Below are 23,005 nucleotides of genomic sequence, written 5' to 3'. Positions count from 1 at the left end.
GCGCCAGCGGTCGTGCAGTCCCGTACGTACGGGGCTGCCCAAAGTTACCGAACCAACGGTCCGGAAATGCCTAGTATGATACGGGAAACTTCTGGGAAACCGGGGCTCGGCTCAAGCGGTCGACGTCAACTTCTGCCGCCCCCGCCGAGCCCGGTCGCAAACGGCCCCGGTTTAACTCCGGGACGTCCACCCGGTGGCGTCGGTGTCCCGGGCAAAGGTTTTCCGCAGGCGATCGAGGGCCAACTGGGCCGCCCGCCAGCGAATCTCGAAGCGGTCACCGGGAAGAATCGCCCGCACCGCGTGCACCTCCCCCGCCAGATCGACCGCCACCCAAACAGTACCCACTGGCTTTTCCGGAGTGCCGCCATCAGGGCCGGCGATACCGGTAATGCCGAAGCCAATGGTGCTGCCGAAGCGCTGGCGCACGCCGCTGGCCATGGCCCGGGCGACGGCTTCACTGACGGTCCCCTGGTCGGCAATGAGCTCGGCCGGCACGCCCAGCTCCCGGATCTTTACTTCGTTGGCGTAGGCAATGGTGCCGCCCAGTACGGTCCGACTGGAGCCCGGCACGGCGGTGAGGCGCATCCCCAGCATGCCGCCGGTGCAGCTCTCCGCCACCGCCACGGTGGCGCCGCGCGCGGCACATTCGGCCAGCATGATTGCGGCCAGATCGTCATCGCCTTCACCGTAGATGAACGGCTCCACCTTGGCCCGCACCAGAGCAGCGGCGGCCTCCAGGGCACTGCTGGTGCCCCGCGCATCCCGGTCCCAACTGGTAAGCCGAAGGTCCACGCCGTCATTGCCCGGCAGGTACGCCAGCGACAGCCCGTTCACTCCGCGCGCCAACTCGCCCAGCCGGTCGGCCAGCGCCGATTCGGCAATGTTGGCGGTGCGCAGCGTACGACTGCGAATCACCGGGCCATCCGACGGCAACCGATCGCGCAACCGCGGCAGAATGGTATCGGCCACCATCCCTCGCATTTCCCGCGGCACGCCGGGCAACATGGCCACCCATTTCCCGTCGGCATCTTCGAGCCAGATGCCTGGCGCAGAGCCGTGATTGTTTTTGAGGATCGTGGCCCCCAGTGGGACCATGGCCTGCTGGTGATTGCTGACCGGCAACTCATGATTGAACCGCTTGCGCCAGCGTTCCTGCAGGTTGGTCAGGATCTCCGGATCCAATACCATCGCCTGACCGAAGATCTCGGCAATGGCCGGCTTCGTCATGTCATCGGCCGTGGGCCCGAGCCCACCGGTCGTGATCACGGCCCCCGTGCGCTGCAGGGCCTCACGCACCGCCGCCTGAATGCTGCTGGCATCATCGCCGCAGGTTGCGCGCCGTACGATGCGCACGCCGAGGGCCGCCAGTTCACGCGCCAAATGCGCCGCGTTGGTATCGATGGTGAAGCCGAGCAGCAGCTCGTCGCCGATCGTGACGATTTCAATGTTCATGCGGGGAATCTAGCGATGGCACCAGTGCGGGGCTTGCTGACTGATTCTCCGCTGATTTTCGAGACCGTTGGGCCTGATCGGAGGAGGTGCGGAGGTGTGGAGGTGAGAGGACAACGAACAGCTTGCCGGAGGCACGGTGATGACGATGCGATGACGCGATCTACCGAAGATGTGAGATGTTCGACGACTCTCACCTTGATCAGATTACCGAGAACATCGTTGACGCCTGTATTCAGATCCACCGCGATCTGGGGCCCGGGCTATTTGAATCAGTGTACGAAGTTCTGCTGGCAGACGAATTGGAAAGAGGTGGGCACAAAGTTGAGAGGCAGAAAGAATTGCCACTCACGTACCGCGGGCGAATACTGGAGCATGCCTTTCGCATTGACATCCTGGTCGACCAGCGTGTCGTCATTGAAGTCAAGGCAACAGAGAAATCCGCCCGCATCCACGCACGTCAGTTACTGACCTATTTGCGGATCTTGCGACTGCCGGTAGGATTGGTTGCAAACTTCGGCCTTGATCGAATGATCGACGGCATTAACCGGATCAACAATGCGCGCATGGTCCCCTAATCCAACGAGATTCTCCTCACCTCCACAGCTCTTCACCTCCGTCGATCAGGCACCGCTCGGCGCTACGAAACTTGTGTCTCGTTTACCCGTGCCCTCCGTCCCCCCGTGCCACCGACGGGCTGTTCACACCAACGCCACCAAGGGGGGGAACTCACGCCGCGCGCAGTACCTGACTGCCGTAGCGTCGCAGATACAGCACGAGGGAGTAGACCGTGAGGAGTACGGCGCCGGTCATGCTCACGACGCCCACAAAGCCGTTGAACCAGGCGAAGGCCTGCCAGGCACTGTCGCCCACCCACTGGCGATGTTCGGCCAGCGTGATGGCGAAGAACCAGAAATAGGCGGCCCCCATCCAGATGCTCTGGAAGGTGGTTTTCCACTTGGCCGGGCCGATGGCCGAGATCACCAACCCCCGACGGGCGGCAATCTGACGGAACACCGTCATGAACGCTTCCCGCCCCAGCACGACCAGCACAATCCAGAGCGGCAGGGACACTTTGCCGAACGGCATCTCAAAGAGGAACGGGCTGGCGTCGCCGCCGCTGGACTCCACGAACGCGTGGTGACGCTGCAGAAAGTACATGGGGATCATCGTGGCCAGCAGCAACAGCTTGTCGGCCAGCGGATCGAGCATGCGGCCCAGGTCGGTCACGAGGTTGCGTGAGCGTGCGAGATGACCGTCCCAGTAATCCGTTATCGCGGCAATCAGGAACAGCACAAACGCGAACAGCCGCGCGCTCCACGACGTCGTGAACGGGAGCCACGCAATCAGCGGCGTCAGGGCAATGCGGCCCACGGTGATTGCGTTGGGAAGGTTCACGGCAGGAGGGCTAGGCCAGTGTTTTCAGCACCAGCTTGGAAACGGCTTTGAGAGTATCGAAGACTCCGTCCCCCGTAACGGCGACGGCTTCGAAATATGGCACGCGCTCCACCCATTCCCCGGTGGGCAACTGGCTCACCAGATATTCACCCGGGCGGAACGGATCTGCCAACGGACGCATCCGCGACGGATCCGTGACTTCCCACCCCGGGTTCAGCATGGCCTGCAGTTCCGCCACCGATGCCGCGTTGGGAAGATCGCGCTTGTTGTACTGAATGACAAACGGCATACGCGTGAGGTCGTACCCATACGCTGCCATGTTGTCATACAAATTCTGCATGGATTCGAGGTTGGCCTCGGCGCGCTCGGTTTGCGAGTCCGCGACGAACACCACGCCATCCACGCCCTTCAAGATGAGCTTACGCGATGCATTGTAGTAGACCTGCCCCGGCACCGTGTAGAGGTGGAAGCGGGTCTTGAAGCCTCGAATCGTTCCGAGATCGACCGGGAGGAAGTCGAAAAAGAGCGTCCGCTCGGTTTCGGTGGCAAGGGAAATGAGCTTCCCGCGCGTACTCGGCGACACCTTGCCGTACACGAATTCGAGATTGGTGGTCTTGCCGCCGAGACCGGGACCGTAGAACACGATCTTGCAGTTGATCTCGCGGGAGGCATAGTTGATCATCGACATCGACGCGCTCCGTTACTGAAACAAGCGGTCGATCTCGTCTTCCGCACCGGCCAGGAAGCCGGGAGGGGTCGCGTCGCGGGCGTTGCCGCGGGCGAAGACCCCTTCGAATGTCCGTGTGAGTTCGTCCACAGCCGTTTTCATGCGCAGGCGCACCAGGCCGAGGGTGGTGCGGTTGTCGAAGAGGACCACCAGGATGACTCGCCGAGCGATGTCGGCGAGGTACATGGATTCCTTTTCGCCCTGATGGAAGAGCACGTTGAAGTCGCTCTCGCCAATGAGCCGGGCCAGCTGATCATTGGCGCTGAAATCGGCCGCCGTGAGCGTGGCAAACGCGGTGGCGTCGAAATTGGGCGGCTCGCCCACGGTGGCAACGAGTTGCCCGCTGCGGTCGACCAGCAAGGCGCAGCGCGCCTTGGCGTCGTAGAGGAACCGCTGCAGGGTAATCGTGATGGCCCCGAAGTCGTCCTCGGTAAACGACCAGGTGGCGGCGCCGATGGGCATGAATGCAGGAGTGACCGGTGACCAGGGACGGACTGCCAGAACTGTGACAATAACCCGTCAACCACGACTGGCAAGGCGAAGCGGCAAGACTAGGAACGTAACGCCCGTTCCGTGCGCCGCAGGACCCCTCGGGCACGACGGCGCAGAAGCGGATGCGGTTCCCATTGCAGATAGTCGCGAAGGAGCCGCGCACTATCAACGCTTGGATGGGCCCGAAGGTAACCGAGGGCGGCCAATCGCTTGAGTTTATCGGGGGAGAACAGGCTGCGACGGTGCCGGCGCTGGGCCAGGCTCCACCCCACCAGCCCCACGGCCGCACCGACGGCCACTCCGAGCCCCACCATGCCCAGGGTGGACCATCCGTTCTTCCGGTCACGACGAATCCGCATCATTCCTCCCTCGTCAGAGCAGCTCCCAGGAGCGCATCAGAGCATCTCGCGCCGGGCGGAGAGCGCCTGCGCGATAGTCACACCGTCGGCGTACTCCAGGTCGCCGCCAACCGGCAGCCCGCGGGCAATGCGGGTGACCCGCACCGACCGCGCCGACAGCTGGCGCTGACAGTAGAGCGCCGTGGCTTCCCCTTCCAGCGACGGATTGGTGGCCAGAATGACCTCCTGTACCCCTTCCGGCTCCAGCCGTGCCAGCAGCGCCCCGATAGTCAGATCGTCGGGCCCGACGCCATCCAGGGGGGACAGCCGCCCCCCCAGCACATGGTAGCGTCCCCGGAACTCCCCGGCCCGCTCGATGGACGCGATATCACTGGCCTCTTCCACCACGCAGAGCGTGGAGGAGTCGCGACGGCTGTCGGCGCACAGCGAGCAGAGCGCGTGTTCGGTGAGGTTGAAACACCGTTCACACTGCCGGATGCGCTCGGTGAGCGACACCAGCGCTTCGGCCAGCTTGCGGCTCTGGGAGGCTGGCTGCCGGAGCAGGTGATATGTGAGTCGCAGCGCCGTTTTCCGGCCAATGCCGGGCAACCGCGCCAACTCACTGGTGAGTTCATCGATGATGGACACGCTGGGGCCAGTCCAGCCGAATATCAGAAGGGGAGCTTGAACGGCAGGTCGATCCCGCCAGTGACCTTCTGCAATTCCATCTGCATGGCTTCGGCCGCCTTCTTTTGCGCTTCGGCCACGGCCACCACGATGAGGTCCTCAACCATGTCCTTGTCGGCCATGATGGACGGATCAATCTGGATGCGCTTGAGCTGCATCTTGCCGTCCACATCGGCGCTCACCATGCCACCGCCTGCCAGTGCGCTGAAGGTGCGCTGCCCCATCTCCTCCTGCATGGTTTGCATACGCGCCTGCATGTCCTTGAACTGGCCCAGCATCTTGAAAATATCCATGGGGGGATTTGGATGGGTTTCTATGACAAGGGAGGCAGCAGGTGGCGGGGGGCAGAGATCAGGGAGCAGGTCACTGCTTCCTGCGGCCTGCTTCCTGCTCCCTGCTTCCTGCTTCCGTTAGTCCAGCAACTCGAGATCCAGCGCCTTTACGGCCGCTTCCAACAAGGGATCTTTCGCCGCCAACTGTTCCGTGCGTTGCTGCTGCACGTCGTGCGCGGTGAGACGTTTGGTGAGACCGCGTGAGGCCTGCGGCACCATGGCGGCTGCCGCGCCACTGGCCTGCACACTGAATGAGCGGATGCCGCCCAAACAGCTCTGCAGCGCCGCCAATACATCGGCCCGGGCCCCTTCCACGGCTTTGGAGAAGGTGTCTTCGGCCGCGTCGTGTCCAAGCACGAGCGCGCCGTCGGGCGTGATCTGCATGGGGGCGAGTCGCTGCACGGCCTGCGCCAGCATGCCGCGCCCGTTGCTGCGAATGGTGTCGGAGACGCTATGCCAGCTGGCCTTCACCTGCTCCAGCGATGGCACCGGGCCCCCCGCGGTACGACGCGGCGGCAACGCGGCGGCCGTTTGCGCGGCGGCGGCGGCTTCGGCCACCTGCTGCGTGGCGGTTCGCGATGGCGGCGGCGGTGAAAACGGCGCCGCGGCGCTGGCGCTGTACGTCAACGCCGGGGCCACGGCGGCCGGCGGCGCGGGCGGCAGGGCGTGCGCCGATGCCACGCGGGATTCGTGCGCGACGCGACGCGGCGGCGGATCCTCATGGCTGCCGGCGCCGAATCCCTTGAGCACTTCTTCGAGCTCCACCGTGCGATCCAACAGTGCGAAGCGGACGAGGAGCGTTTCAAGCAGCAATTGCGGTTGTCCGCTCTTGCGATACATGGGCTCCAGTTCGAGCAGTGCATGCAGCATGCGCAACAGGTCGCCGGAGTGCAGCACGCGGGCGCGTTTCTCCAGTTCCGTGCGCAGGCGATCGGACAATTCCGGTGGCGCTCCGCCCAGCCCCATGGCCATGAGCGCGCGCAGCATGCGCCCCAGGCCGGCGAGCAGCAGTTGCAAATCCACCCCCGCATCGACCTGCCGCTGCACGGCAGGAAAGACATCTACGGCGCGCCGTTCAACCACGATGTCCAGCAGGGCGAGATACTCTTCTTCCGGCACCAGCCCCAACGCGACCCGCACATGCTCAGCGGTCACGTCGGCGGTGTCGCCAAGCGACAGCACCTGATCGGTGAGCGACAAAGCATCACGCAGCCCGCCATCGGCCGCGCCGGCAATCATGGCCAGCGCGTCGGCCTCGAAGCGAATGCCCTCCTGCGTGAGCACCGCCGCCAACCGTTCGCGAATTTCCGCCGGGCCAATGCGCTTGAGATCGAAGCGCTGCACCCGGGAAATGACCGTCGGCAACACCTTCTGGGCTTCGGTGGTGGCAAAGACGAACACCACCCGTGGCGGTGGCTCTTCGAGCACCTTGAGCAAGGCGTTCCAGGCATCACGCGAGAGCATATGCGCCTCGTCGATGATGTACACCTTGTAGCGGTCATCGCCGGATGGCGCGTACATGGCGCGTTCACGCAGTTCGCGGGCGTCGGCCACACCGCCATTGGAGGCGGCGTCGATTTCCACCACATCGAGCGACGCCGAGCCGCTCCAGATGCGCTGGCAGCTCTGGCACTCGCCGCACGGCTCTCCCGCGAGCTCCGGATCGCCACGCCGCTCGCAGTTGAGGGCCATAGCGAGCACACGGGCGAGGGTCGTCTTGCCGGTCCCGCGCGGGCCACAGAGCAGGTAGCCATGCGCCACCCGACCGCGCGCAATGGCCCCCTTGAGGGTGTTGGCAACGTGGGACTGCACCGCCACAGTCGCGAAGTTCCGGGGGCGGTATTTGCGGGCAAGAGCGAGGGACATCCCGGGAATTTAGTCACCCGGGGCCGACAATGCCGACGAACGTCGCGTATGCCGGTGGTGCCCCCCGCACGGCCGCTGCACCAGCGGCACCAGCCCTCGTGGGACCCGCGGCGATATACGGCTTTGGTCCGTATCAAGCGGAATATGATGCGCCGGAAACTCCGGACATCACCCATTCCGGAGCTGTCGTGCACCTTCCCCGCAGGCGACGCGGTCCGATCAGTCTCATAGCTGTTCTGACCCTGGCGACGACGCCATCGCTGCTGGCCCAATCAACCTTTGACGGCGACATCACCGCCGCCGGCCACCATCAGTACGCCATCGACGCCCTGTCCTACGTCGCGCCGTTCACGGCCGGTGGCTGGCTACGGCTCAATCCGCGCGCCTATCGCGGGCTGGCCCACAATCTGGAACTGGGGGCCGGCGTCTCGTACTACAGTCACCCGGCGGGGGGAACGAGCGCGTTCCAGCCCAGTATCAGATGGCGCGCCGCACGCGATACGGTTCATCGCCTGACGCTGTCGGTGGGGGCGCAATCGCTGATGGCGATGAGCCGCAGCGCCGACAGCTACGGCCTGGCCTTTGTCTCGGTAGATGGCCGCATTCACCAGTCGGAACACGCGGCGGGTTCGATTTCCCTGGGCAGCTACACGGGGAACGCATCGTGGCATAATGTGGGGCCCGATTTCTCCACAGACCGCGCCTTCTAGGCGGTCTCGCACAAAAAACGCGCGCGGGCGACCCGCTCACAGAGCGAATCGTCCCGCGCGCGATACTCCGGGCCTGACGAAGCGACGACAGGGTCCACGTGCGGCTGCTACCTTCGGGGTCCTGACCGATTTGGCGGTCTGACGCCCTCCGGGACCCGGAGCACCGTCAAGTTAGGTACGCCGGTGCCGATTGGGAACCTCAGGCAACAAGGACGTCCTCAAACGCCTGCCGAATGCGCGCCGCCGCGTCGGCCACCACGCCGGCCGGCGCATCCAGATGCGTGACTGCCCGCACACGGCTGGAGTGCCATTCGGTAATGCGCACACCCAGCGCCGCGGCGCGCGCGACCACCTGCGCGGCCTTCGGCGAGGGCAAATCGATCATCACAATGTTCGTGTCTGGGGCGACCACCGTGGCACCGCCCGCTCCGTCCACGACGTGCGCGAGGTAGGTGGCACTGGCGTGATCTTCGGCAAGTCGGTCGTACTGGTGTTGCAGCGCATACATGGCACCCGCGGTGAGAATGCCGCTTTGCCGCATGCCGCCACCAAACCGTTTGCGCACCCGATGTGCCTTGGTGATAAAGGCCTCGGAGCCCGCGAGACAGGCGCCCACCGGTGCCCCAAGGCCCTTGGAGAAGCTCACCATCACGCTGTCGGCGCACGACGCCAGCGCACTGAGGGGGAGCTGCAACGCCGTCGCCGCATTCCAGAGTCGCGCGCCATCGAGATGCACCGGCAGGTGATGCTCGCGTGCGACGGCCTGCAGGGCCTGCATGTCAGCGAGTGACGTGACCGCGCCACCGGCACCGTTGTGAGTGTTCTCGAGACAGACGAGCGAAGGCTCGGGCGCATGAATGGAGGGCGTGCGAATGTGCGCGCGCAGATCCTCCGCGCGGAACACCCGCCCCTGCCCTCTCACCGGACGACACTGCACGCCACAGAGAGCAGCCACGGCGGCAATTTCCCAGTGATAGATGTGCGCTTCCGCGTCGCACAGCAGCTCGGTGCCCGGCGTGGTGTGCACCCAGATGGCGGCCTGATTGGCCATGGATCCACTGGGAAAAAAGAGCGCGCGTTCCTTGCCCAACCGTTCCGCGACCGTGGCTTCCAGCGCCCGCGTGGTCGGATCGCCATCGAGCACATCGTCACCGACCTCCGCCTCCGCCATTGCACGCCGCATGGCGGCCGTGGGGCGCGTGACGGTATCGCTGCGCAGATCGATGAAAGACGGAGCGGACATATTCAAGGCTTGGGCTTGGGAGTTGGGCGCGGCGCCGGTACGGGGCGACGTGATTGTATCGCAGGGACTACGCTGGGGATCGCCGCATCGCTGGCCTCAAGCCGTGCCAATTCGTTGCGCCGCAGTTCATAGGCCTGCGCCACTTCGCCGCCCAGCAGAAACAGGAAGGCACTGTAATAGGTCCAGAACACCACGGCCACGATCGCCGCAATGGTCCCGGTATACAGCGACGTGGGATCGACGGCGCCGACGAGCAGGGCAAAGGCGTTGCGGGCAAGTTCAAAGAGTACCGACGCCGAGGTAGCCGCGACGAAGGCCACCCGCACGCTGGGGCGCCGGCGCGGCAGACCGCGATACAGCGCGTAGAAGAGGGCAAATACCAGCGTCAGCGCGAGTGCGCGCCCGGCGACGTACTGCAGGCCGCTCATCGCGTCGGCCACCACTCCGGCACGACGCAGCAGTGCGACGCCCTGGGTAGCGGCCAGATCGAGGTACGCGGAAAACACGACGTACACCACCACGGCCACGGTCGCCACCGCCGTGGCCATGAAGTCAAAAAGCTTGCCTGCCACAATGCCGCGATCCGTGCCGTCGAAGATCAACGCCAGCACACTGCGCAGCGAGCCGAACAATCGTGTGGAGAACCAGGCAAATCCGATCGCGGAATACAGTGTGACCGTACCGCGGGTACTCGTGACATCGGTAAGGACGCCCCGTAACAGCGCGCTGGCTGATGGAGCGTTATTGGGGAGCAGTTGCTCCACCAGCGCCGTGACGGTTGCCGCCGCTTGCGTCGGCTCGCTGCCGAGCAAAAAGGAGAGCCCGGAAATGAGGAGCAGCACAAACGGCACGAGGGCGAGCAGCGTATTGAACGCCAGCCCGCCCGCGAGAAAGGGGACATTGTCTTCGGCGCTCTGGTTCCAGACGCGCCGAAGAATGTCCCACCAGGGCTCAAACGTCGTCCGCAATCCCTTCAGTGGCGCCCTCTGCACCGTTGTGCGGTGCCACATCATCGGCGCGCGGTCCGGCCTCGCCCGCACGGCGCGTTCGCTCTCCGTAGGCGCGGCGCCCGTCGGCGTAGGCGCGCTTGCTGTTCTCCACAGCCCGCTCGATGTCGCCACGCGCTTGCATGGCGGCATCACGACTGGCCGTCACCGCTTCGTTCACCGCGTCCACACGCGTCTTTACGGCGTCCTTCGCCCGCCCCATCCGGTCGTCAACCGAATAGCGGGCGCGCTCCACCTGATCGGCCAGCTTGTCGCCAAGTTCGTCGGTCATGTCCTTGACTCGACGTCCGGCCCGGCGGGCTTCGCGGGCAATCCGTTCGCGGGTTTCTTCGCCGCTGGCGGGGGCAAACAACAGCGCCGCCCCCGCACCGATCGCCAAGCCCAGCAGCAACATGCCGATCCCGTTGCCGCTGTCCTTCTCGATCACGACCACCCGGTCGTCGTCGTAGCTGTCGCGCGCCATATGACCTCCTGCAGGTTCAGGGTCCCAAGGGGCGGCCGGGCGGAGCAAACGCCACACACGGCCTCCCCCTCACTACTGGTCACTCAGTCCGAAAGATCCGCGTCATCGGGCGCCGCAATGATCGTGGACGCGCCGGTGGGCAACGGACGGTGCTGCGCTGGAGCGGTGACATACTGCTCCACGTACGCCTTCGTGCCGCTGATGCCCAGCTGCGTGAAGAGGAACGTGAACTTGGCGTCGTACGCCGCGCCTAGCTTGGCACGCAAGTCAGCCGGCAAGGCCCACAACGTCTTCTTGAAGGGCCCAATCGCTTTCTTGCGCGTCTTGTAGTAGAACTGCGCATCGCTGTCGGTGGCCTTGCGCTCATCCTTGGCGTTGACATCCAACCAGGCATAGATCTCCTGCAGCAGCTCCGCCGGCAGATGATCGAACATCATGGTCTGGAAGTTGGTGGCCAGATGAATCTCGGCCGTCTCACGCTTGGGGAAGTTGCCAAACGCCGCGTCCGGCAGCGTTGAAGCACCGTGCTGCACCGCCCCAGCCATGCCGTACTTGTCGCGGCCGAGCTTGGAGAGTGTTTCCAGCGTATCGAGGTCGAGCGCCACATCGGCAATGCTGCCGTCGGCGAGCACCACGCCACCGTGCGACGTACCCGACTGCACGGAGATCTTGGAGAGACCGGCCATTCCCGGGGCCTGCGCGGCCAGCGTGGCGTTGAAGCCTTCCATGAACGCCGTGAGTTCTTCCGGCGTGCTGTTCTCGGTGCCCACTTCACCGATCTCGCCACCAATGGAGATGGTGACACCGGCGGGCTCGGCGGCGCGCACGAAGCGCGTGATGTCCACGCACACTTCGTAGTTGAGGCGCTGCTGTTCGGCCAACGTCTCCTTGGAAAGATCCACCAGCGTGGAGGTATCCACGTCGATGTTGTAGAAGCCGGCGGCCACCGCTTCGGTGACCAGCGCCTTCACGGCGTTCACTTCGGTGACCGGATCGACGGCGAACTTCTTGTGGTTCACCTGGAAGTGGTCACCCTGGATGAACACCGGGCCGCGGAACCCTTCGCGCAACGCCGACGCCAACATCACCGTGACGTATTCGGCGGGGCGCTGTTCGGTGTAGGCGATTTCCGAGCGGGCAATTTCCAGAATGAACGCGCCTGCCTCGAGCTTGATGGCGGTGCGGAAAATGGCGCGCGCCGTATCGTACGACATGGCGCGGATGTTCATGGCGGGCACCGTGAAGCCGCCGCACTTGCCCTGGCCTCGCGCCTCGTAGAGCTCGTGAATGGAGGCGGGGCGCACGCCCACGTGCTGGCCAATTTCCCAGATCACCCAGCGGGCAAAATCGCGCTCGGCTTCGGTGGCGCCAAACACGGCCTGGTGCACCAACCCATCAAACTTGTCGGTCGCCAGCGCGGCGACATCGTGAACGTGTACCGCACCATCGGCGACGGTCACGGCGCCGCCAACAAGCGTCGCCGATTTGATCGTGGATTCAGACATGGGGAGTGATCAGGGTTCAGAATGCGGGTACATCTACCCGGGAAAGTTCCCACAGTGAGGACACGTGCGGCAAGCCCCCGGAGGGGCCCCGAGTGTCCGATATCGCCCTACATCGCCCATCGTGGGTCAGACTTGGGCAACGCATCCCACTGCGGCCGGGGCTGGTTGCCGCCGGCGCGCTCCAGGAGACCGCAGGCGAACGGCGCGGCGGCAACACGCCACGAGGCCTCCGTCATGCCCACTCCGAGCGGCACAACGCCAGTCCTTCTTTGGATGAAGTCGAACGACAGGGCCATGAGTCAGCGCCCCGGCAGATCCACGACCAAACCGTCGTAGGCCGGCGCAATGCCGGCGGGCAGTTCGGCGGCCAGCTCCGAGTGAAGAGTGTCGTGCGTGAGATGCGTGAGGAATGTGCGTTGCGCGCCCACGCGTTGTGCCATCTCCACGGCCTCGGCAATGGAGAGGTGCGTGGGATGCGGCGTTCGAAGCAGCGCGTTGAGCACCAGCACCCGCACGCCGCGCAACGCCTCAAGCGCCGTTTCAGGCAGGGTCTTGGCGTCGGTGATGTAGGCGAGGTCGCCCACCCGGAACCCCACAACCGACGCGCGTCCGTGCGGCACGGCGATGGGCAGCACGGTGGTGGCGTTCACCTGAAACGGGACACCGGGGACAATGACCTGCGGCGCCCCCTCGGGACGCGTGGTGCCGGGTAACGGTCGAAACGACGCGTCAAAAATGTAGGGGAAGCGCGCCTGCAGGGTGGCAAAGGTCGCCGCTTCGGCGAACATGGGCAGCGGCGTGTCACGCCGGATGCTGAACGCCCGCAGGTCATCGATGCCGTGAATGTGATCGGCGTGTTCGTGCGTAAAGAGCACGGCGTCGATGGACATGATCCCGGTGGCCACCAGCTGCAGCCGCAGCTCGGGAGGCGTATCGATCAGCAACCGGGACCCGTGGTCGGTCTCAATGACGGCGCCGCAGCGGGTCCGTCGATCGCGCGGATCGGACGAACGGCAGACGGCACAGGCGCACCCGATCTGGGGCACGCCGAAACTGGTGCCGGTGCCGAGAAACGTGAGTCGCACGGACGCCGTCAGCGACGACGTCCGTGGCACTCGATCAGGCGCAACGGGCGCCGATCCATGATCAAACCGTCTCGACCTTGAGCAGGTTGGTGGTCCCGGGCACGTCAAACGGCACACCGGCCGTGACGAGGACACGATCGCCCTTGGTGACCAGATTGAGATCGAGCGCCTCGCGCAGCGCCATGGCGACCATGTGGTCGTAGCCACGAGCGGTGGGCACGAGCCGCGGCACCACGCCCCAGACCAGCGCCAGCTGCCGGCAGACGCGCGGTTCGTCGGTGAGCGCGAGAATGGGCACGGACGGCCGGTGCGACGAGACAATGCGCGCCGTGAAGCCGCTCTTGGTGAAGACGACCACCAGCGGCGCCTCGAGCATGCGCACGGCGGCCACGGTGGCCGCCGCAATGGCTTCTTCCGTGTTCACGCCGTTCACGACGCGACGATCAAGGTGGCTGTGTGCCCCCGGACGCGGACGTGTTTCGATTTCGTGGATGATACGGCGCATGGCTTCGACGGCCAGGCGGGGATAGTGCCCTGCGGCCGTTTCCGCCGACAGCATCACCGCGTCGGTCCCATCGAGAATGGCGTTGGCCACGTCACTGGCCTCGGCGCGCGTGGGTCGCGGGTTGTCGATCATCGACTCCAGCATCTGCGTGGCCGTAATGACCGGTCGTCCCATGCGATTGGCCGTGGCAATAATGTGCTTCTGGGCAATCGGCACTTCTTCGAAGGGCAGTTCCACGCCAAGGTCACCACGTGCCACCATGACCGCGTCGGTGGCCTGCATGATCTCTTCGATGTTGTCGAGAGCCACATCCTTTTCGATCTTGGCTACCACCAGCATCGTCTTGGGAATCAGCGCACGCAGTTCATGGATGTCCTGCGCGCGGCGAACGAAGCTGAGCGCCACCATGTCAAGATCGTTCGCCACGGCGAACGCCAGATCGGCCCGATCCTTTTCGGTGAGTGACGGTGCAGACACGGCAATGCCGGGCAGGTTCATACCCTTGTTGCTCGTGAGCTTGCCGCCGTGCACGATCGTGCACCAGACGCGCGGTTCTTCCACCCGGGTCACCACCAACTCGAACAGGCCATCGTTGATGAGCACGCGGTTGCCCGTGGTCACGTCGTGACAGAGGTCGGCGTAGGTGATGGGGATTTCGTCGCCGCTGGCAACGTCTTCGGGCACCAGGACGACGGTGCCGCCCACTTCAAGTTCAACGGGGGCCGCCAGCGCCCCAATGCGGATACGCGGTCCCTGCAGGTCGCCCAAAATGGCCACTGGGCGTCCCGCGGCTTCGGAGACTTCCCGCACCGTGGCAATGGTGCGCGCATGCTGATCGTGCGTGCCGTGCGAGAAGTTGATGCGCGCCACATCGAGCCCCGCGTCCACCAGGGCCCGAATGGACTCGGCGGTGTTGCTGGCCGGCCCCAACGTGCCCACGATCTTGGTGCGAGGAATGTGTGCGCGCTTGAAAACACTGGTCATGGCATCAGAGTCTGCCGCCAGGGATGCGGCACGTTCGGGGCCGGTACGTGGAATGGTCATAACGCGGGTGGTGGTAGCCAAAGGATCAACCGGCAATCAAGCGGTGGAAGACGCCAGCGTCGCGCGCTTGCGCGCGAGCCCGGCGAGGAGGGTCACAAACGACTGCTCGAACGAGGCGAGCCCTTCAGCCAGCAAAACATCCGTCACAGCCTGCAACGAGACGCCGTGCGCCTCCAGCGCGGCAAGTGCGCGCTCGGCATCGGCCACCTGCTCCGTCACGGAAACCCGCACTTCGCCGTGATCGCGAAAGGCTTCGAGGGTCGCGGGCGGCAACGTGTTCACCGTATCGGTGCCCACCAGCTCCTCCACATAGATCACGTCACGATACGCCGGGTTCTTCGTGCTCGTGGACGCCCACAGCGGACGCTGTACGCGCGCGCCATGTGCGGCGAGTGCCGCCCAACGTGGACCGGAGAACGAGGCGGTGAACAGACGATACGCCAGCTTGGCGTTGGCAATGGCGGCCTTCCCCTGTAGCGCCAGGAGCGTCGTGGCGTGCTCGGGAGCCGCAGCGGCCATCGTGGTCAGTTGCTTGTCGATAGCTGAATCCACCCGGCTCACGAAGAAGCTGGCCACAGAGCTGATCCGATCAATGGGCAAGCCCGCTGCTGCGCGCTGCTCCAGACCGGCCAGGTAGGCTTCAATGACCCGCGCATGCGCATCGACGGCAAAGAGCAGCGTGACATTGATGTTGATACCATCGGCGATGAGTTCGCGAATGGCGACCGCGCCCTCGACCGTCCCGGGCACTTTGATCATGAGGTTGGGGCGGTCCACAATCGCCCAAAGGCGACGCGCTTCCGCTACCGTTCCCGCTGCATCCTTGGCGAGATCGGGCGAGACTTCGAGAGAGACATACCCGTCCACACCCTGCGTGCGGTCGTACACACCGCGAAATGCATCGCAGGCGTTTCGCACATCAGTGGCGGCCAACGTGAAAAAGGCCTCGCGATCAGACAGGGCCGCATCAATCGAGGCGAGCTGTCCATCGTAGGCCGCGCCTTCTGCCAGCGCTTTCTCGAAGATGGTCGGATTGGAGGTCATGCCCGTGAGGGCATCCTCGGCGATGCGGCGCGCCAGATCTCCATTGGAGAGCATGGTGCGATCGATATAGTCCAGCCAGAGTGACTGGCCGGCGGCGTGCAGCGCGTGCAAGCGAGCGGACATGGGATCCGGAGAAACACGTGGAGTAATGGTCCAACACTGCATGGTAATGTGCTGCACAGGGCCCCGGGGAGAGCAGTGGGCAATTGTTTCTGAAAACACTTTCTTATAGCCGATAAAGCTACTCCCTATTAAATTGAAACAATTCAGTCGGATTTCCGAACTATCTTGCTACTATGGTCTCTCGCGCTCTGTTCCTCCCCGGATGTGCACTGGTGCTCGCGGCCTGCGCTGGCCGTGCGCCGGGAGCCGTGTCGGCGAGCACGTCCGTGCCCGCCCCCCTCGCCGCCGCCTGCGGCGTACCGGCGTCGCAGTCCTCGTCTTCGCTGGCGGACGCTCCCGCGACCGATCCCCTGGTCACTTTTGACACCGCCTGGGCGATTATCCGCCGGACCCATTGGGACACGACGTATAATGGGGTAAACTGGCTGGCGGTACGGGAGGAGCTCCGTCCGCGGGCGCAGGCCGCCCGGACGCGAGGCGAGCTGCGGCTGGTACTCTCCGACATGGTAAGCCGACTCAAGCAGTCGCACTTCGCCATCATCCCGCAGGAAGTCTCGGACGCCACGGGGGCCTCGAACGGTGGCGGCAGTAGCGGGCGCCCCACGGGTACCCTCGGCTTCGAGACCCGGCTGGTGGAGTCGTTGACGGTGGTGTCCTCGATCGATTCCACAGGCCCCGCCTGGCAAGCTGGCGTGCGTACCGGCTGGACGGTGGAGGGCATTCGTGGCTGCCCGGTAGCCCCCCGGGTCGCCCAACTGCCAACCACCCTGGAACCGAGACGCCGCACGCTCATGGCCTACCAGATGGTGGCGGGAGCGCTGTCCGGCGCCGAGGGGGACACGTTGGCGGTAACCTTCCGCGATGCCGCCAACCAGATGCGGACGGTGCCATTGGTCTTTGCGCCGGTGCGCGGCTCGGTGGTGAAATTTGGCAATCTGCCGCCGGTAGAGGCCCATCTCGAGTGGCAGCGGGTCAAGCGCGACGGGCGCACGGTGGGGATCATCCGATTCAACATCTGGATGCCGGTACTGGCGGCCCGTTTTGATGCCGCCATGGATTCGCTGCGCGGGGCCGATGCCATTGTGCTCGACGTGCGCGGCAATTTTGGCGGTGTGGGTGGCATGTCCATGGGATTTGCCGGGCACTTCGTCGATAGCGCCTACGCGCTTGGCGAAATGCACCAGCGCGGCAGCACCATGAAGTTCCTGGCCAACCCCCGTCGCAGCGATACCCGCAATCGTCCGGTCCGCCCCTTTGCCGGCCCGTTGGCGCTGGTGGTGGACCCGCTGTCGGCCAGTACCACCGAGATCTTTGCCGGTGGGCTGCAGGCGATTGGCCGCGCTACGGTTTTTGGTACGCAAACCGCCGGGCAGGCGCTCCCGTCAGTGCCGGAGCGACTGCCGAACGGTGACATCCTGTATCACGCGATCGCGGACTTCCTGGGCCCCACTGGCAAACCGGTGGAAGGCGACGGCGTTCGTCCCGATACTGTGACCCCACTGCTCCGTCGCGCGTTGCTGGACGGACAGGATCCTGCGCTCGACGCAGCGATTCTCTGGGCGGCGCGCCGCGCAGCGCGCCCGCTTATTCCCTGAAGGTCCCATTTCCCTGAGGAGCACCCTCGCATGTTTGCATTGAAGACGGTTCGTACTGCGTTCACGGTGTCGGCCGCGCTGCTGTTGTCGGCGCAGGCCCTGGTCGCGCAGGCGGCACCGACCGCGGCCGAGGTGATTGCCAAGCACGTGGCAGCCATTGGCGGCAAGGACGCGATCGCCAAGATGACGTCGTACAAGCAGATCGGCACCATGGAGCTCCCGGGTGCCGGCCTGACGGCGGAGATGGAATTGGCAGCAGTGGCGCCTAACAAGGTGTCCACCAAGATGGTGCTGGGCGGTATGGGCGAAGTCCTGACGGGAACGGACGGCCAGAATGCCTGGTCCGTGAACCCCATGCAGGGTCCGCGGTTGGTGGAAGGCAAGGAAAAGGATCAGATGATGGAGCAGGCCGATTTCTACAGCATGCTGTACGACGCCGATCGCTATACGTCCATCACCAACGAAGGGTCGGTGGATTTCGCCGGAGAAAAGACGTGGAAGCTCAAGTTCGTACGTAAGGGAACTGGCTCGGAAAGCTGGATCTACTTCTCTGCGGCCTCGGGACTGGAAGTTGGCCGAGAGGCGACGATCACCAGCGAAATGGGGAGCATTCAGACCTCCACCGTCGTGTCGGATTACAAGACCTTTGGCGGCATCAAGTTTGCCACCAAGGCGCAGACCACGATGGGTCCGCAGACGATGATCATGACGATCAAGGACGTGCAGACCAACGCCGCCGTGGAAGTGTCGGTACCGGCCGCCATTGTGCCCCTGATCAAGAAGTAACTGCCCCGCCCCGCGCCGTTTCGCGTCGCGAACGGCGCGGGGATCCCGGAGCAGGGAATGCCGGTGTTGTGACTATTGTTTGTTGACTTCCCCGGGAAGGCCCCGAGATTGTCTGCCGTGCCTCTCCTTTTGCATGCCTCCCGGTCGCGCCCTCTGCCCCCCCTGCGTTTACGGGTGGGGCTGACCCTCATGGAAGTGCTGGTGGTGCTCGTGATCCTCGGGATTGCGGGCGCTCTGCTGCTGTCCCGACAGGTCACCCAAAGCGGTACACGGCGTGCCGAGTCGGCCAGTGACATGAAGGCGGTGGTGGACAGCGCGCGCCGTCTGGCCGTACAGCGGCAGCAGTCGCTTCGCGTGCGGGTGTACAACGACGGGCTGTGGAGCGTCGTGGCGCCCGACCTTACGGACCCGATAGCCGCCGGCAACATCACGGCCCCTCCTGCCCCGCTCGACCTCACGGTGGACGCCCGCGGCACCTGCCGCCCCTCGCCCGGGTGGATTCCCAGCGAGGAGCATCGCGCCGCGTTTGATGCGGGGAAATGCCGGTGGACGGTTGAGCCCCGGACCAGGCGATGACGCTACTGGAAGCGCTGCTGGCGACGGTGATCCTGTCGGTGGTGGCCATTGGCTGCCTGGAGGGAACGCGTAACGCCGCGCAGTTGCAGCGCAAAGCGGAACTGGTGAGCGCGGCGACCGTTCGGGCGGAGAGTGAACTGGCGGCCGCCGTGCTGGGACTCCCGGCAGGTAAAGGGGTGTCCGTGGACCGCCAGCGCTATGCCGCCAACCCACGTCTGGAGCTGGTGCGGGTGCGCGTCCCCCAGCCGGACGGCGGACAGGTGGAACTGGTTCGGCTGATGGAACGGCCAACGGTTGGGCGCTGAGCATGCCGCGCATTCGCCGGACGGGCTTCACGTTGGTGGAGCTCATGCTCGCTCTCACGCTCACCGCCATTGCCGCCGCGCTGGCTGGGACCACCATGGTAGCCGCGCGCCGGACCGGTGAGCGTGTCGAAGCGCATGGAGAGGTCCGCGGGGCGGATGTGCGCCTGCGGGCGATGCTCACCGACATGCTTCGGCACGCGCCTAGCGGGGACCGTGCGTCGGAACCGTTACTGCAGATCCGTCGGAACGTGGATGGCACGGTGCTGGAATTTCTGACGACTGGCGTGCACGCCCCCTTTGGCGCTGGCCCCGTGTGGCGGGCGACCCTGTGGGAGGACAGCACGGGGCTCCGGCTGCAGGCGGTCCCGGTACGCGAGGACGTCACGACACCGGCCATCACGATGCAGCTGCCGAATGGTGCCGCGCTTGACATCGAGGTACTGGAGCCAACGCGTGCCGGCGAGGCTGCCGCGTGGCGCGCTGATTGGCCAATTGCGCAAACGCGGCCCGCCGCCGTGCGTCTGCACTGGCGGCAGAAGGACACGCCAGGTGAGCCGCTGGTGGTCGTCCTCAGTCCGTTGGCGACGGACGGGAGCGGCCAGTGACATACGTAACGATGGACCTCACGACGGAACCGGCCTTTCGTCGCCCGGTAGGCCCGGTCACACGGCAGCGCCGTGGCGCCGCGCTGCTCTCCGCCCTCATGACCATCGCGGTACTGGTGAGTCTGACGGCGATGGCCGGCAAAGCGGCGCGGGATTCCGCCCACCTCACCGTGAACAGCCGTGCCATGGCGACCGCACGGGCCATGGCGGAGAGTGCGGTACTCGCGGCGCGTGTCACCGTGGAAACGCAGCTGGACGCGGCAACGGATTCGTTGGCGGAGGACGCCATGTTCGATGCCCTGCTGGCGCCGACGGATCGGAGCCGCCCACTCGCCAGTGACAGTCTTGAGTATGGCGCCTTTGCGGCCACGCTGGTGAACGTGAGTGCTCGCCTCGATGTGAACACCGCGGGGGTGGAGGGATTGACCTCACTCCTGCGTACGGTAGCGCCGGCGGATGTCGCCGTGCGAATCGCCACCATGCTGGACACCCATGTGCGCGGCGACCGGCTGTCGGCGCCCACACGCGATTCCCTGGCCACGCGTGACTCGCTCGTGGCGAGCTTGTTGGGGCGTCGCGCAGCCCCTCGGCTGCTGCGTCCCTTCGATTCGCTGGACGAGGTCCAGCAGCTGCTGGGTGACGACGCCCGGTGGATGGCTCCAATAGCCGATGAGCTGACCGTTGATGGCGATGGACGCATTGACCGTCGGCATGCGTCGCGGGCGGTGCGCGCCGCCGCGAGTGGGTCGCTGGTCGATCGCCCAACCCGACTGAGCATCGTGGGGCGTGGATGGCAGCCCGGCACGGCCGTCACTCATGAAATTCAGGCCGTGTACGCCGTGGAAGGTCGCGAATTGCGCCTGGTACGGTGGCGGGAGCAGTCACGATGAGCCGGCGCTGGGCCTTGATGTTGACCAGCGACCAGGTGCGCGTGTACGCCGCGGGAACGGTGACCCCGGTGGCCGTCGTGCCCTGGCAGTCCGACGCCCCCGAAGCGGCGGTGCGTACACTCGCCGCCCTGCCCCACCAACCGACGCAGCTGGTACTCGTGGTGGGACTCGCCTGGCTTGAGGCGGTGCCGCTGACATTGCCTCCGGTACCATTGGCGCAACAGCGACGCATGCTGCAGCTGGATGCGGACCGCTGGTTTCCGTTTGCCGCGCCCCCTGCCGTGGCGATCGCCGATGGTGTGGCGCTCGCGATGCCGGCGGACACGCTCACCACGTGGGTCCGGTCGTTTGCCACCATTGCGCCGGTGGACGCAGTAGTCGCACTCCCTCAGGCAGCGCAGTTGGCCGGTGTGGACGGCACGGTGCATACCACGGCGGCGTCTGGTGAAACCGGAGTGATGGAGTTCCGCCAAGGCACGTTGCGGCAGGTTCGTCGCCTGCGGCAGTCACCGCCGGCAAACGCAACCGTACTCGATGATTCTCTCTGCGCGACCGCCCTTCTAAACGCGGGGGCACTGCCCCTCGATTGGCAGTTGCTCGATCCGGCATTGGAGCGTCGGATGCTCGCGCGGCGGCAGGGCGCCTGGTGGCGCGCCGCCGGTATTGGCGTCGCGGCGATCGCCTTCTGCCTGTGGAGTGCCGATCAGTGGCGCGAGCGTGCGCTGGCCGAGGGGAACGCGCAGCGCGAGGCGCTGGCAATCCGGGCGCAACCGGCACTTGATGCAGACGCCCGTCGGCAGCGGGCACAGCGCGAACGTCAGCTGCTGACGGAAGGCACGACCCACCCTCGCATCAGTGAGGTGTTGGCACTGCTCGGTGAGCGACTGCCGGCGGATGTGTTCGTGCAGCGCGCAGAATGGGATGGCAGCCGTTGGCGCCTCGACGGCAGTGCACGTGATGCCGCGTCGCTGGTACCACTGCTGGCGGGGCTGCCGGGAGTGGGGGATGTACGCAGTCTGGCCCCCAGTACCCGCTTTCTTGATGGAGGACAGCCGCGGAGTTCCTTCTCCCTGTCCTTTGCTCTTGCGGCCTCTCCCACCGGGCAAACGCCATGAGTGCCTCGCGTTCTGAGCAACAGCGGGAGCGGCTGGTGGTGAGGGGCGGCGCACTGATTGCGACCGCCGCCCTGCTGGTGGTTTACGGGCTGCTGCCGCTGTGGCGTCATTTTCAGAGCCGCGAATTGCAAATCTCGGCCACGCGGGAGCGCGCGGGTTTGTTCGCCGGCTACATCGCCCGTACGAGTGACCTTGAGCGGACCGCCGATGCCGATGAGCGCTGGCTTGCCGCCTCTCCTCGGCGTGCGCTGCATGCCTCGGACGCCTCACTGGCGGCCAGCGCCTTGCAAACACTGTTGCAGGACGCGGCCGAAGGTGCGGGGATGGCCGTGTCTCGCGTGGAGGTAGAGCCGGAGAGCGACAGCACCGAAGCCGTGCGCGGTACGCTCACGGCGGTAGGCGATATCCACGGATTGGCGGCGCTGCTCCGCACGCTGGAATCGGGGGCGCGGCTGGTGCAGGTGGAGCGCTTTACGGTGCAACAGAACAGCGCGCTCCGCGGCGCGCCGGATGTCCTGCAGCTGTCCCTCAGTGTGCGGGCCGCTGTGATACGCGACGAGAGGCCCCGCTGATGGCGCCGCCAACAACCCCTCGCCGCGTGACGCCTGCCTGGCTGCATGCCGCGTCTGCCATGGTGGTCGTCCTGGGCCTGATCGCGCTTGTGGTACCAATCGCGCCGATTGCCGAACGGCCCGTGGAGATATCCCCCGCCCCACTGGACCGCCCGCCGTCGGACAATCAGTCGGACAGCAGCATGAGGAGCATGGTCCGCACGAATCTCTTCAGTGCCACGCGACAAGCCCCCCGGGTGCGCTTTGTACTTCCCGGGCAGGAACCGCTCATGGTGCCGATGGCGGATCCTGTCACTTCGTTGAGCACGGATGCCCCGGAACTGCAGGGGGTGCTCATGGTGAATGGGGTGCGTCGAGCCTTGTTGCGTGTGCCCGGCTTAGACAGTGTGCCGCGTGTTGTGCAAACCGGTGACCGTGTAGGTGGATACCGGGTGCGTGCCATTGGCGTGGATCGTGTGGAGCTAGCGTCTGAGTCGGGCACGCGCACCGTGCGCCTGCGCCGCAAATTTCCGTCGGACTCCAACGGGGTCGAACCGTGAAGGT

General features: G+C 65.4%; 26 protein-coding genes and 1 other RNA gene. 11 read left to right on the top strand and 16 right to left on the bottom strand.

The window, feature by feature from the left end; translation table 11 throughout:
- Positions 1-171: 171 nt before the first annotated feature.
- The gene (locus GEMMAAP_RS06380; protein ID WP_043581333.1) at positions 172-1,452 is read right to left on the bottom strand and encodes a competence/damage-inducible protein A; all 1,281 of its coding nucleotides are present in this window, start codon (positions 1,450-1,452) and stop codon (positions 172-174) included.
- A 176-nt stretch (positions 1,453-1,628) separates the two neighbouring features.
- Between GEMMAAP_RS06380 and GEMMAAP_RS06375 the strand changes: the two genes are divergently transcribed.
- Complete coding sequence (locus GEMMAAP_RS06375) at positions 1,629-2,027, top strand: GxxExxY protein (RefSeq protein ID WP_026850298.1); 399 nt, start codon at positions 1,629-1,631, stop codon at positions 2,025-2,027.
- Positions 2,028-2,178: 151 nt separating this feature from the next.
- Here GEMMAAP_RS06375 and GEMMAAP_RS06370 read toward each other — a convergent pair whose 3' ends face one another.
- The 7 genes from GEMMAAP_RS06370 to dnaX form a co-directional block, all read right to left on the bottom strand.
- Complete coding sequence (locus tag GEMMAAP_RS06370; RefSeq protein WP_053334330.1) at positions 2,179-2,847, bottom strand: CDP-alcohol phosphatidyltransferase family protein; 669 nt, start codon at positions 2,845-2,847, stop codon at positions 2,179-2,181.
- Between the two features lie 10 nt (positions 2,848-2,857).
- Positions 2,858-3,535 (bottom strand): GTP-binding protein, encoded by a 678-nt coding sequence (locus GEMMAAP_RS06365; protein ID WP_026850297.1) that lies wholly within the window; start codon positions 3,533-3,535, stop codon positions 2,858-2,860.
- Positions 3,536-3,547: 12 nt separating this feature from the next.
- Entirely contained in the window at positions 3,548-4,036 is a 489-nt protein-coding gene (locus tag GEMMAAP_RS06360; RefSeq protein WP_026850296.1) for a roadblock/LC7 domain-containing protein, read from the bottom strand.
- Between the two features lie 89 nt (positions 4,037-4,125).
- Complete coding sequence (locus tag GEMMAAP_RS06355; RefSeq protein WP_026850295.1) at positions 4,126-4,428, bottom strand: hypothetical protein; 303 nt, start codon at positions 4,426-4,428, stop codon at positions 4,126-4,128.
- 33 nt (positions 4,429-4,461) lie between these two features.
- Positions 4,462-5,052 (bottom strand): recombination mediator RecR, encoded by a 591-nt coding sequence (gene recR, locus GEMMAAP_RS06350; protein WP_026850294.1) that lies wholly within the window; start codon positions 5,050-5,052, stop codon positions 4,462-4,464.
- Positions 5,053-5,075: 23 nt separating this feature from the next.
- Entirely contained in the window at positions 5,076-5,384 is a 309-nt protein-coding gene (locus GEMMAAP_RS06345) for a YbaB/EbfC family nucleoid-associated protein (protein ID WP_026850293.1), read from the bottom strand.
- A gap of 117 nt (positions 5,385-5,501) precedes the next feature.
- The gene (gene dnaX / locus GEMMAAP_RS06340; RefSeq protein WP_053334329.1) at positions 5,502-7,289 is read right to left on the bottom strand and encodes a DNA polymerase III subunit gamma/tau; all 1,788 of its coding nucleotides are present in this window, start codon (positions 7,287-7,289) and stop codon (positions 5,502-5,504) included.
- Positions 7,290-7,318: 29 nt separating this feature from the next.
- Here dnaX and GEMMAAP_RS20510 point away from each other — a divergent pair, with 29 nt between their 5' ends.
- The gene (locus GEMMAAP_RS20510) at positions 7,319-7,999 is read left to right on the top strand and encodes a hypothetical protein (RefSeq protein WP_026850292.1); all 681 of its coding nucleotides are present in this window, start codon (positions 7,319-7,321) and stop codon (positions 7,997-7,999) included.
- 63 nt (positions 8,000-8,062) lie between these two features.
- On the opposite strand, the gene ffs is transcribed toward GEMMAAP_RS20510, so the two are convergent.
- The 8 genes from ffs to tal all read right to left on the bottom strand — a co-directional run bounded on the left by ffs (position 8,063) and on the right by tal (position 16,018).
- Positions 8,063-8,159, bottom strand: an RNA gene (ffs, locus tag GEMMAAP_RS06330) — signal recognition particle sRNA small type.
- Positions 8,160-8,198: 39 nt separating this feature from the next.
- A complete protein-coding gene (locus GEMMAAP_RS06325; protein WP_026850291.1) occupies positions 8,199-9,242 on the bottom strand; it encodes a threonine aldolase family protein in 1,044 nt (347 codons plus the stop codon).
- Between the two features lie 2 nt (positions 9,243-9,244).
- Positions 9,245-10,210: a YihY/virulence factor BrkB family protein gene (locus GEMMAAP_RS06320; protein WP_026850290.1), complete on the bottom strand. Its 966-nt coding sequence runs from the start codon at positions 10,208-10,210 to the stop codon at positions 9,245-9,247.
- The gene (locus GEMMAAP_RS06315; protein WP_053334328.1) at positions 10,194-10,712 is read right to left on the bottom strand and encodes a YtxH domain-containing protein; all 519 of its coding nucleotides are present in this window, start codon (positions 10,710-10,712) and stop codon (positions 10,194-10,196) included. The genes GEMMAAP_RS06320 and GEMMAAP_RS06315 overlap by 17 nt, the downstream gene beginning before the upstream one ends.
- An 83-nt stretch (positions 10,713-10,795) precedes the next feature.
- Positions 10,796-12,217 (bottom strand): class II fructose-bisphosphate aldolase, encoded by a 1,422-nt coding sequence (locus tag GEMMAAP_RS06310; protein WP_053334327.1) that lies wholly within the window; start codon positions 12,215-12,217, stop codon positions 10,796-10,798.
- A gap of 299 nt (positions 12,218-12,516) precedes the next feature.
- Positions 12,517-13,332 carry an MBL fold metallo-hydrolase gene (locus GEMMAAP_RS06300; RefSeq protein ID WP_202969197.1) on the bottom strand — a complete coding sequence of 272 codons (816 nt, stop codon included), beginning with the start codon at positions 13,330-13,332 and terminating at the stop codon, positions 12,517-12,519.
- Positions 13,333-13,363: 31 nt separating this feature from the next.
- Positions 13,364-14,791 carry a pyruvate kinase gene (gene pyk / locus GEMMAAP_RS06295; RefSeq protein ID WP_053334446.1) on the bottom strand — a complete coding sequence of 476 codons (1,428 nt, stop codon included), beginning with the start codon at positions 14,789-14,791 and terminating at the stop codon, positions 13,364-13,366.
- Positions 14,792-14,887: 96 nt separating this feature from the next.
- Positions 14,888-16,018 carry a transaldolase gene (gene tal, locus GEMMAAP_RS06290; RefSeq protein WP_026850286.1) on the bottom strand — a complete coding sequence of 377 codons (1,131 nt, stop codon included), beginning with the start codon at positions 16,016-16,018 and terminating at the stop codon, positions 14,888-14,890.
- A 173-nt stretch (positions 16,019-16,191) separates the two neighbouring features.
- Between tal and GEMMAAP_RS06285 the strand changes: the two genes are divergently transcribed.
- The 9 genes from GEMMAAP_RS06285 (at position 16,192) to GEMMAAP_RS06245 (ending at position 23,001) form a co-directional block, all read left to right on the top strand.
- The gene (locus GEMMAAP_RS06285) at positions 16,192-17,613 is read left to right on the top strand and encodes a S41 family peptidase (RefSeq protein ID WP_026850285.1); all 1,422 of its coding nucleotides are present in this window, start codon (positions 16,192-16,194) and stop codon (positions 17,611-17,613) included.
- Between the two features lie 30 nt (positions 17,614-17,643).
- Positions 17,644-18,399, top strand: a complete 756-nt coding sequence (locus tag GEMMAAP_RS06280) for a hypothetical protein (protein ID WP_026850284.1) — start codon at positions 17,644-17,646, stop codon at positions 18,397-18,399.
- 117 nt (positions 18,400-18,516) lie between these two features.
- Positions 18,517-18,975: a type II secretion system protein gene (locus tag GEMMAAP_RS06275; RefSeq protein ID WP_145979029.1), complete on the top strand. Its 459-nt coding sequence runs from the start codon at positions 18,517-18,519 to the stop codon at positions 18,973-18,975.
- A complete protein-coding gene (locus GEMMAAP_RS06270) occupies positions 18,972-19,280 on the top strand; it encodes a hypothetical protein (RefSeq protein WP_026850282.1) in 309 nt (102 codons plus the stop codon). The genes GEMMAAP_RS06275 and GEMMAAP_RS06270 overlap by 4 nt, the downstream gene beginning before the upstream one ends.
- Positions 19,281-19,282: 2 nt before the next feature.
- Positions 19,283-19,885 (top strand): prepilin-type N-terminal cleavage/methylation domain-containing protein, encoded by a 603-nt coding sequence (locus GEMMAAP_RS06265; protein ID WP_026850281.1) that lies wholly within the window; start codon positions 19,283-19,285, stop codon positions 19,883-19,885.
- 11 nt (positions 19,886-19,896) lie between these two features.
- Positions 19,897-20,775 (top strand): hypothetical protein, encoded by an 879-nt coding sequence (locus tag GEMMAAP_RS06260; RefSeq protein WP_026850280.1) that lies wholly within the window; start codon positions 19,897-19,899, stop codon positions 20,773-20,775.
- Positions 20,772-21,890, top strand: a complete 1,119-nt coding sequence (locus tag GEMMAAP_RS06255) for a PilN domain-containing protein (RefSeq protein WP_026850279.1) — start codon at positions 20,772-20,774, stop codon at positions 21,888-21,890. Before GEMMAAP_RS06260 ends, GEMMAAP_RS06255 begins: the two co-directional genes overlap by 4 nt.
- Positions 21,887-22,462 (top strand): GspMb/PilO family protein, encoded by a 576-nt coding sequence (locus GEMMAAP_RS06250; protein WP_026850278.1) that lies wholly within the window; start codon positions 21,887-21,889, stop codon positions 22,460-22,462. The genes GEMMAAP_RS06255 and GEMMAAP_RS06250 overlap by 4 nt, the downstream gene beginning before the upstream one ends.
- 26 nt (positions 22,463-22,488) lie before the next feature.
- A complete protein-coding gene (locus GEMMAAP_RS06245) occupies positions 22,489-23,001 on the top strand; it encodes a hypothetical protein (protein WP_043581329.1) in 513 nt (170 codons plus the stop codon).
- The last annotated feature ends 4 nt before the right edge of the window (positions 23,002-23,005 follow it).

Source organism: Gemmatimonas phototrophica (assembly GCF_000695095.2).
Taxonomy (GTDB): domain Bacteria; phylum Gemmatimonadota; class Gemmatimonadetes; order Gemmatimonadales; family Gemmatimonadaceae; genus Gemmatimonas; species Gemmatimonas phototrophica.
The sequence above is the reverse complement of the archived record's forward strand: the minus strand, read 5'-3'. Positions and strand labels throughout refer to the sequence as shown.

What these genes read in the sequence shown, in the direction of transcription:
- GEMMAAP_RS06380 (WP_043581333.1), bottom strand. Translation starts at nt 1,452, where the DNA reads ATGAACATTGAAATCGTCACGATCGGCGACGAGCTGCTGCTCGGCTTC.
- GEMMAAP_RS06375 (WP_026850298.1), top strand. Translation starts at nt 1,629, where the DNA reads ATGTTCGACGACTCTCACCTTGATCAGATTACCGAGAACATCGTTGAC.
- GEMMAAP_RS06365 (WP_026850297.1), bottom strand. Translation starts at nt 3,535, where the DNA reads ATGTCGATGATCAACTATGCCTCCCGCGAGATCAACTGCAAGATCGTG.
- GEMMAAP_RS06360 (WP_026850296.1), bottom strand. Translation starts at nt 4,036, where the DNA reads ATGCCCATCGGCGCCGCCACCTGGTCGTTTACCGAGGACGACTTCGGG.
- GEMMAAP_RS06355 (WP_026850295.1), bottom strand. Translation starts at nt 4,428, where the DNA reads ATGATGCGGATTCGTCGTGACCGGAAGAACGGATGGTCCACCCTGGGC.
- GEMMAAP_RS06345 (WP_026850293.1), bottom strand. Translation starts at nt 5,384, where the DNA reads ATGGATATTTTCAAGATGCTGGGCCAGTTCAAGGACATGCAGGCGCGT.
- dnaX (WP_053334329.1), bottom strand. Translation starts at nt 7,289, where the DNA reads ATGTCCCTCGCTCTTGCCCGCAAATACCGCCCCCGGAACTTCGCGACT.
- GEMMAAP_RS20510 (WP_026850292.1), top strand. Translation starts at nt 7,319, where the DNA reads ATGCCGACGAACGTCGCGTATGCCGGTGGTGCCCCCCGCACGGCCGCT.
- GEMMAAP_RS06325 (WP_026850291.1), bottom strand. Translation starts at nt 9,242, where the DNA reads ATGTCCGCTCCGTCTTTCATCGATCTGCGCAGCGATACCGTCACGCGC.
- GEMMAAP_RS06315 (WP_053334328.1), bottom strand. Translation starts at nt 10,712, where the DNA reads ATGGCGCGCGACAGCTACGACGACGACCGGGTGGTCGTGATCGAGAAG.
- GEMMAAP_RS06310 (WP_053334327.1), bottom strand. Translation starts at nt 12,217, where the DNA reads ATGTCTGAATCCACGATCAAATCGGCGACGCTTGTTGGCGGCGCCGTG.
- pyk (WP_053334446.1), bottom strand. Translation starts at nt 14,791, where the DNA reads ATGACCAGTGTTTTCAAGCGCGCACACATTCCTCGCACCAAGATCGTG.
- tal (WP_026850286.1), bottom strand. Translation starts at nt 16,018, where the DNA reads ATGTCCGCTCGCTTGCACGCGCTGCACGCCGCCGGCCAGTCACTCTGG.
- GEMMAAP_RS06285 (WP_026850285.1), top strand. Translation starts at nt 16,192, where the DNA reads ATGGTCTCTCGCGCTCTGTTCCTCCCCGGATGTGCACTGGTGCTCGCG.
- GEMMAAP_RS06280 (WP_026850284.1), top strand. Translation starts at nt 17,644, where the DNA reads ATGTTTGCATTGAAGACGGTTCGTACTGCGTTCACGGTGTCGGCCGCG.
- GEMMAAP_RS06270 (WP_026850282.1), top strand. Translation starts at nt 18,972, where the DNA reads ATGACGCTACTGGAAGCGCTGCTGGCGACGGTGATCCTGTCGGTGGTG.
- GEMMAAP_RS06265 (WP_026850281.1), top strand. Translation starts at nt 19,283, where the DNA reads ATGCCGCGCATTCGCCGGACGGGCTTCACGTTGGTGGAGCTCATGCTC.
- GEMMAAP_RS06260 (WP_026850280.1), top strand. Translation starts at nt 19,897, where the DNA reads ATGGACCTCACGACGGAACCGGCCTTTCGTCGCCCGGTAGGCCCGGTC.
- GEMMAAP_RS06255 (WP_026850279.1), top strand. Translation starts at nt 20,772, where the DNA reads ATGAGCCGGCGCTGGGCCTTGATGTTGACCAGCGACCAGGTGCGCGTG.
- GEMMAAP_RS06250 (WP_026850278.1), top strand. Translation starts at nt 21,887, where the DNA reads ATGAGTGCCTCGCGTTCTGAGCAACAGCGGGAGCGGCTGGTGGTGAGG.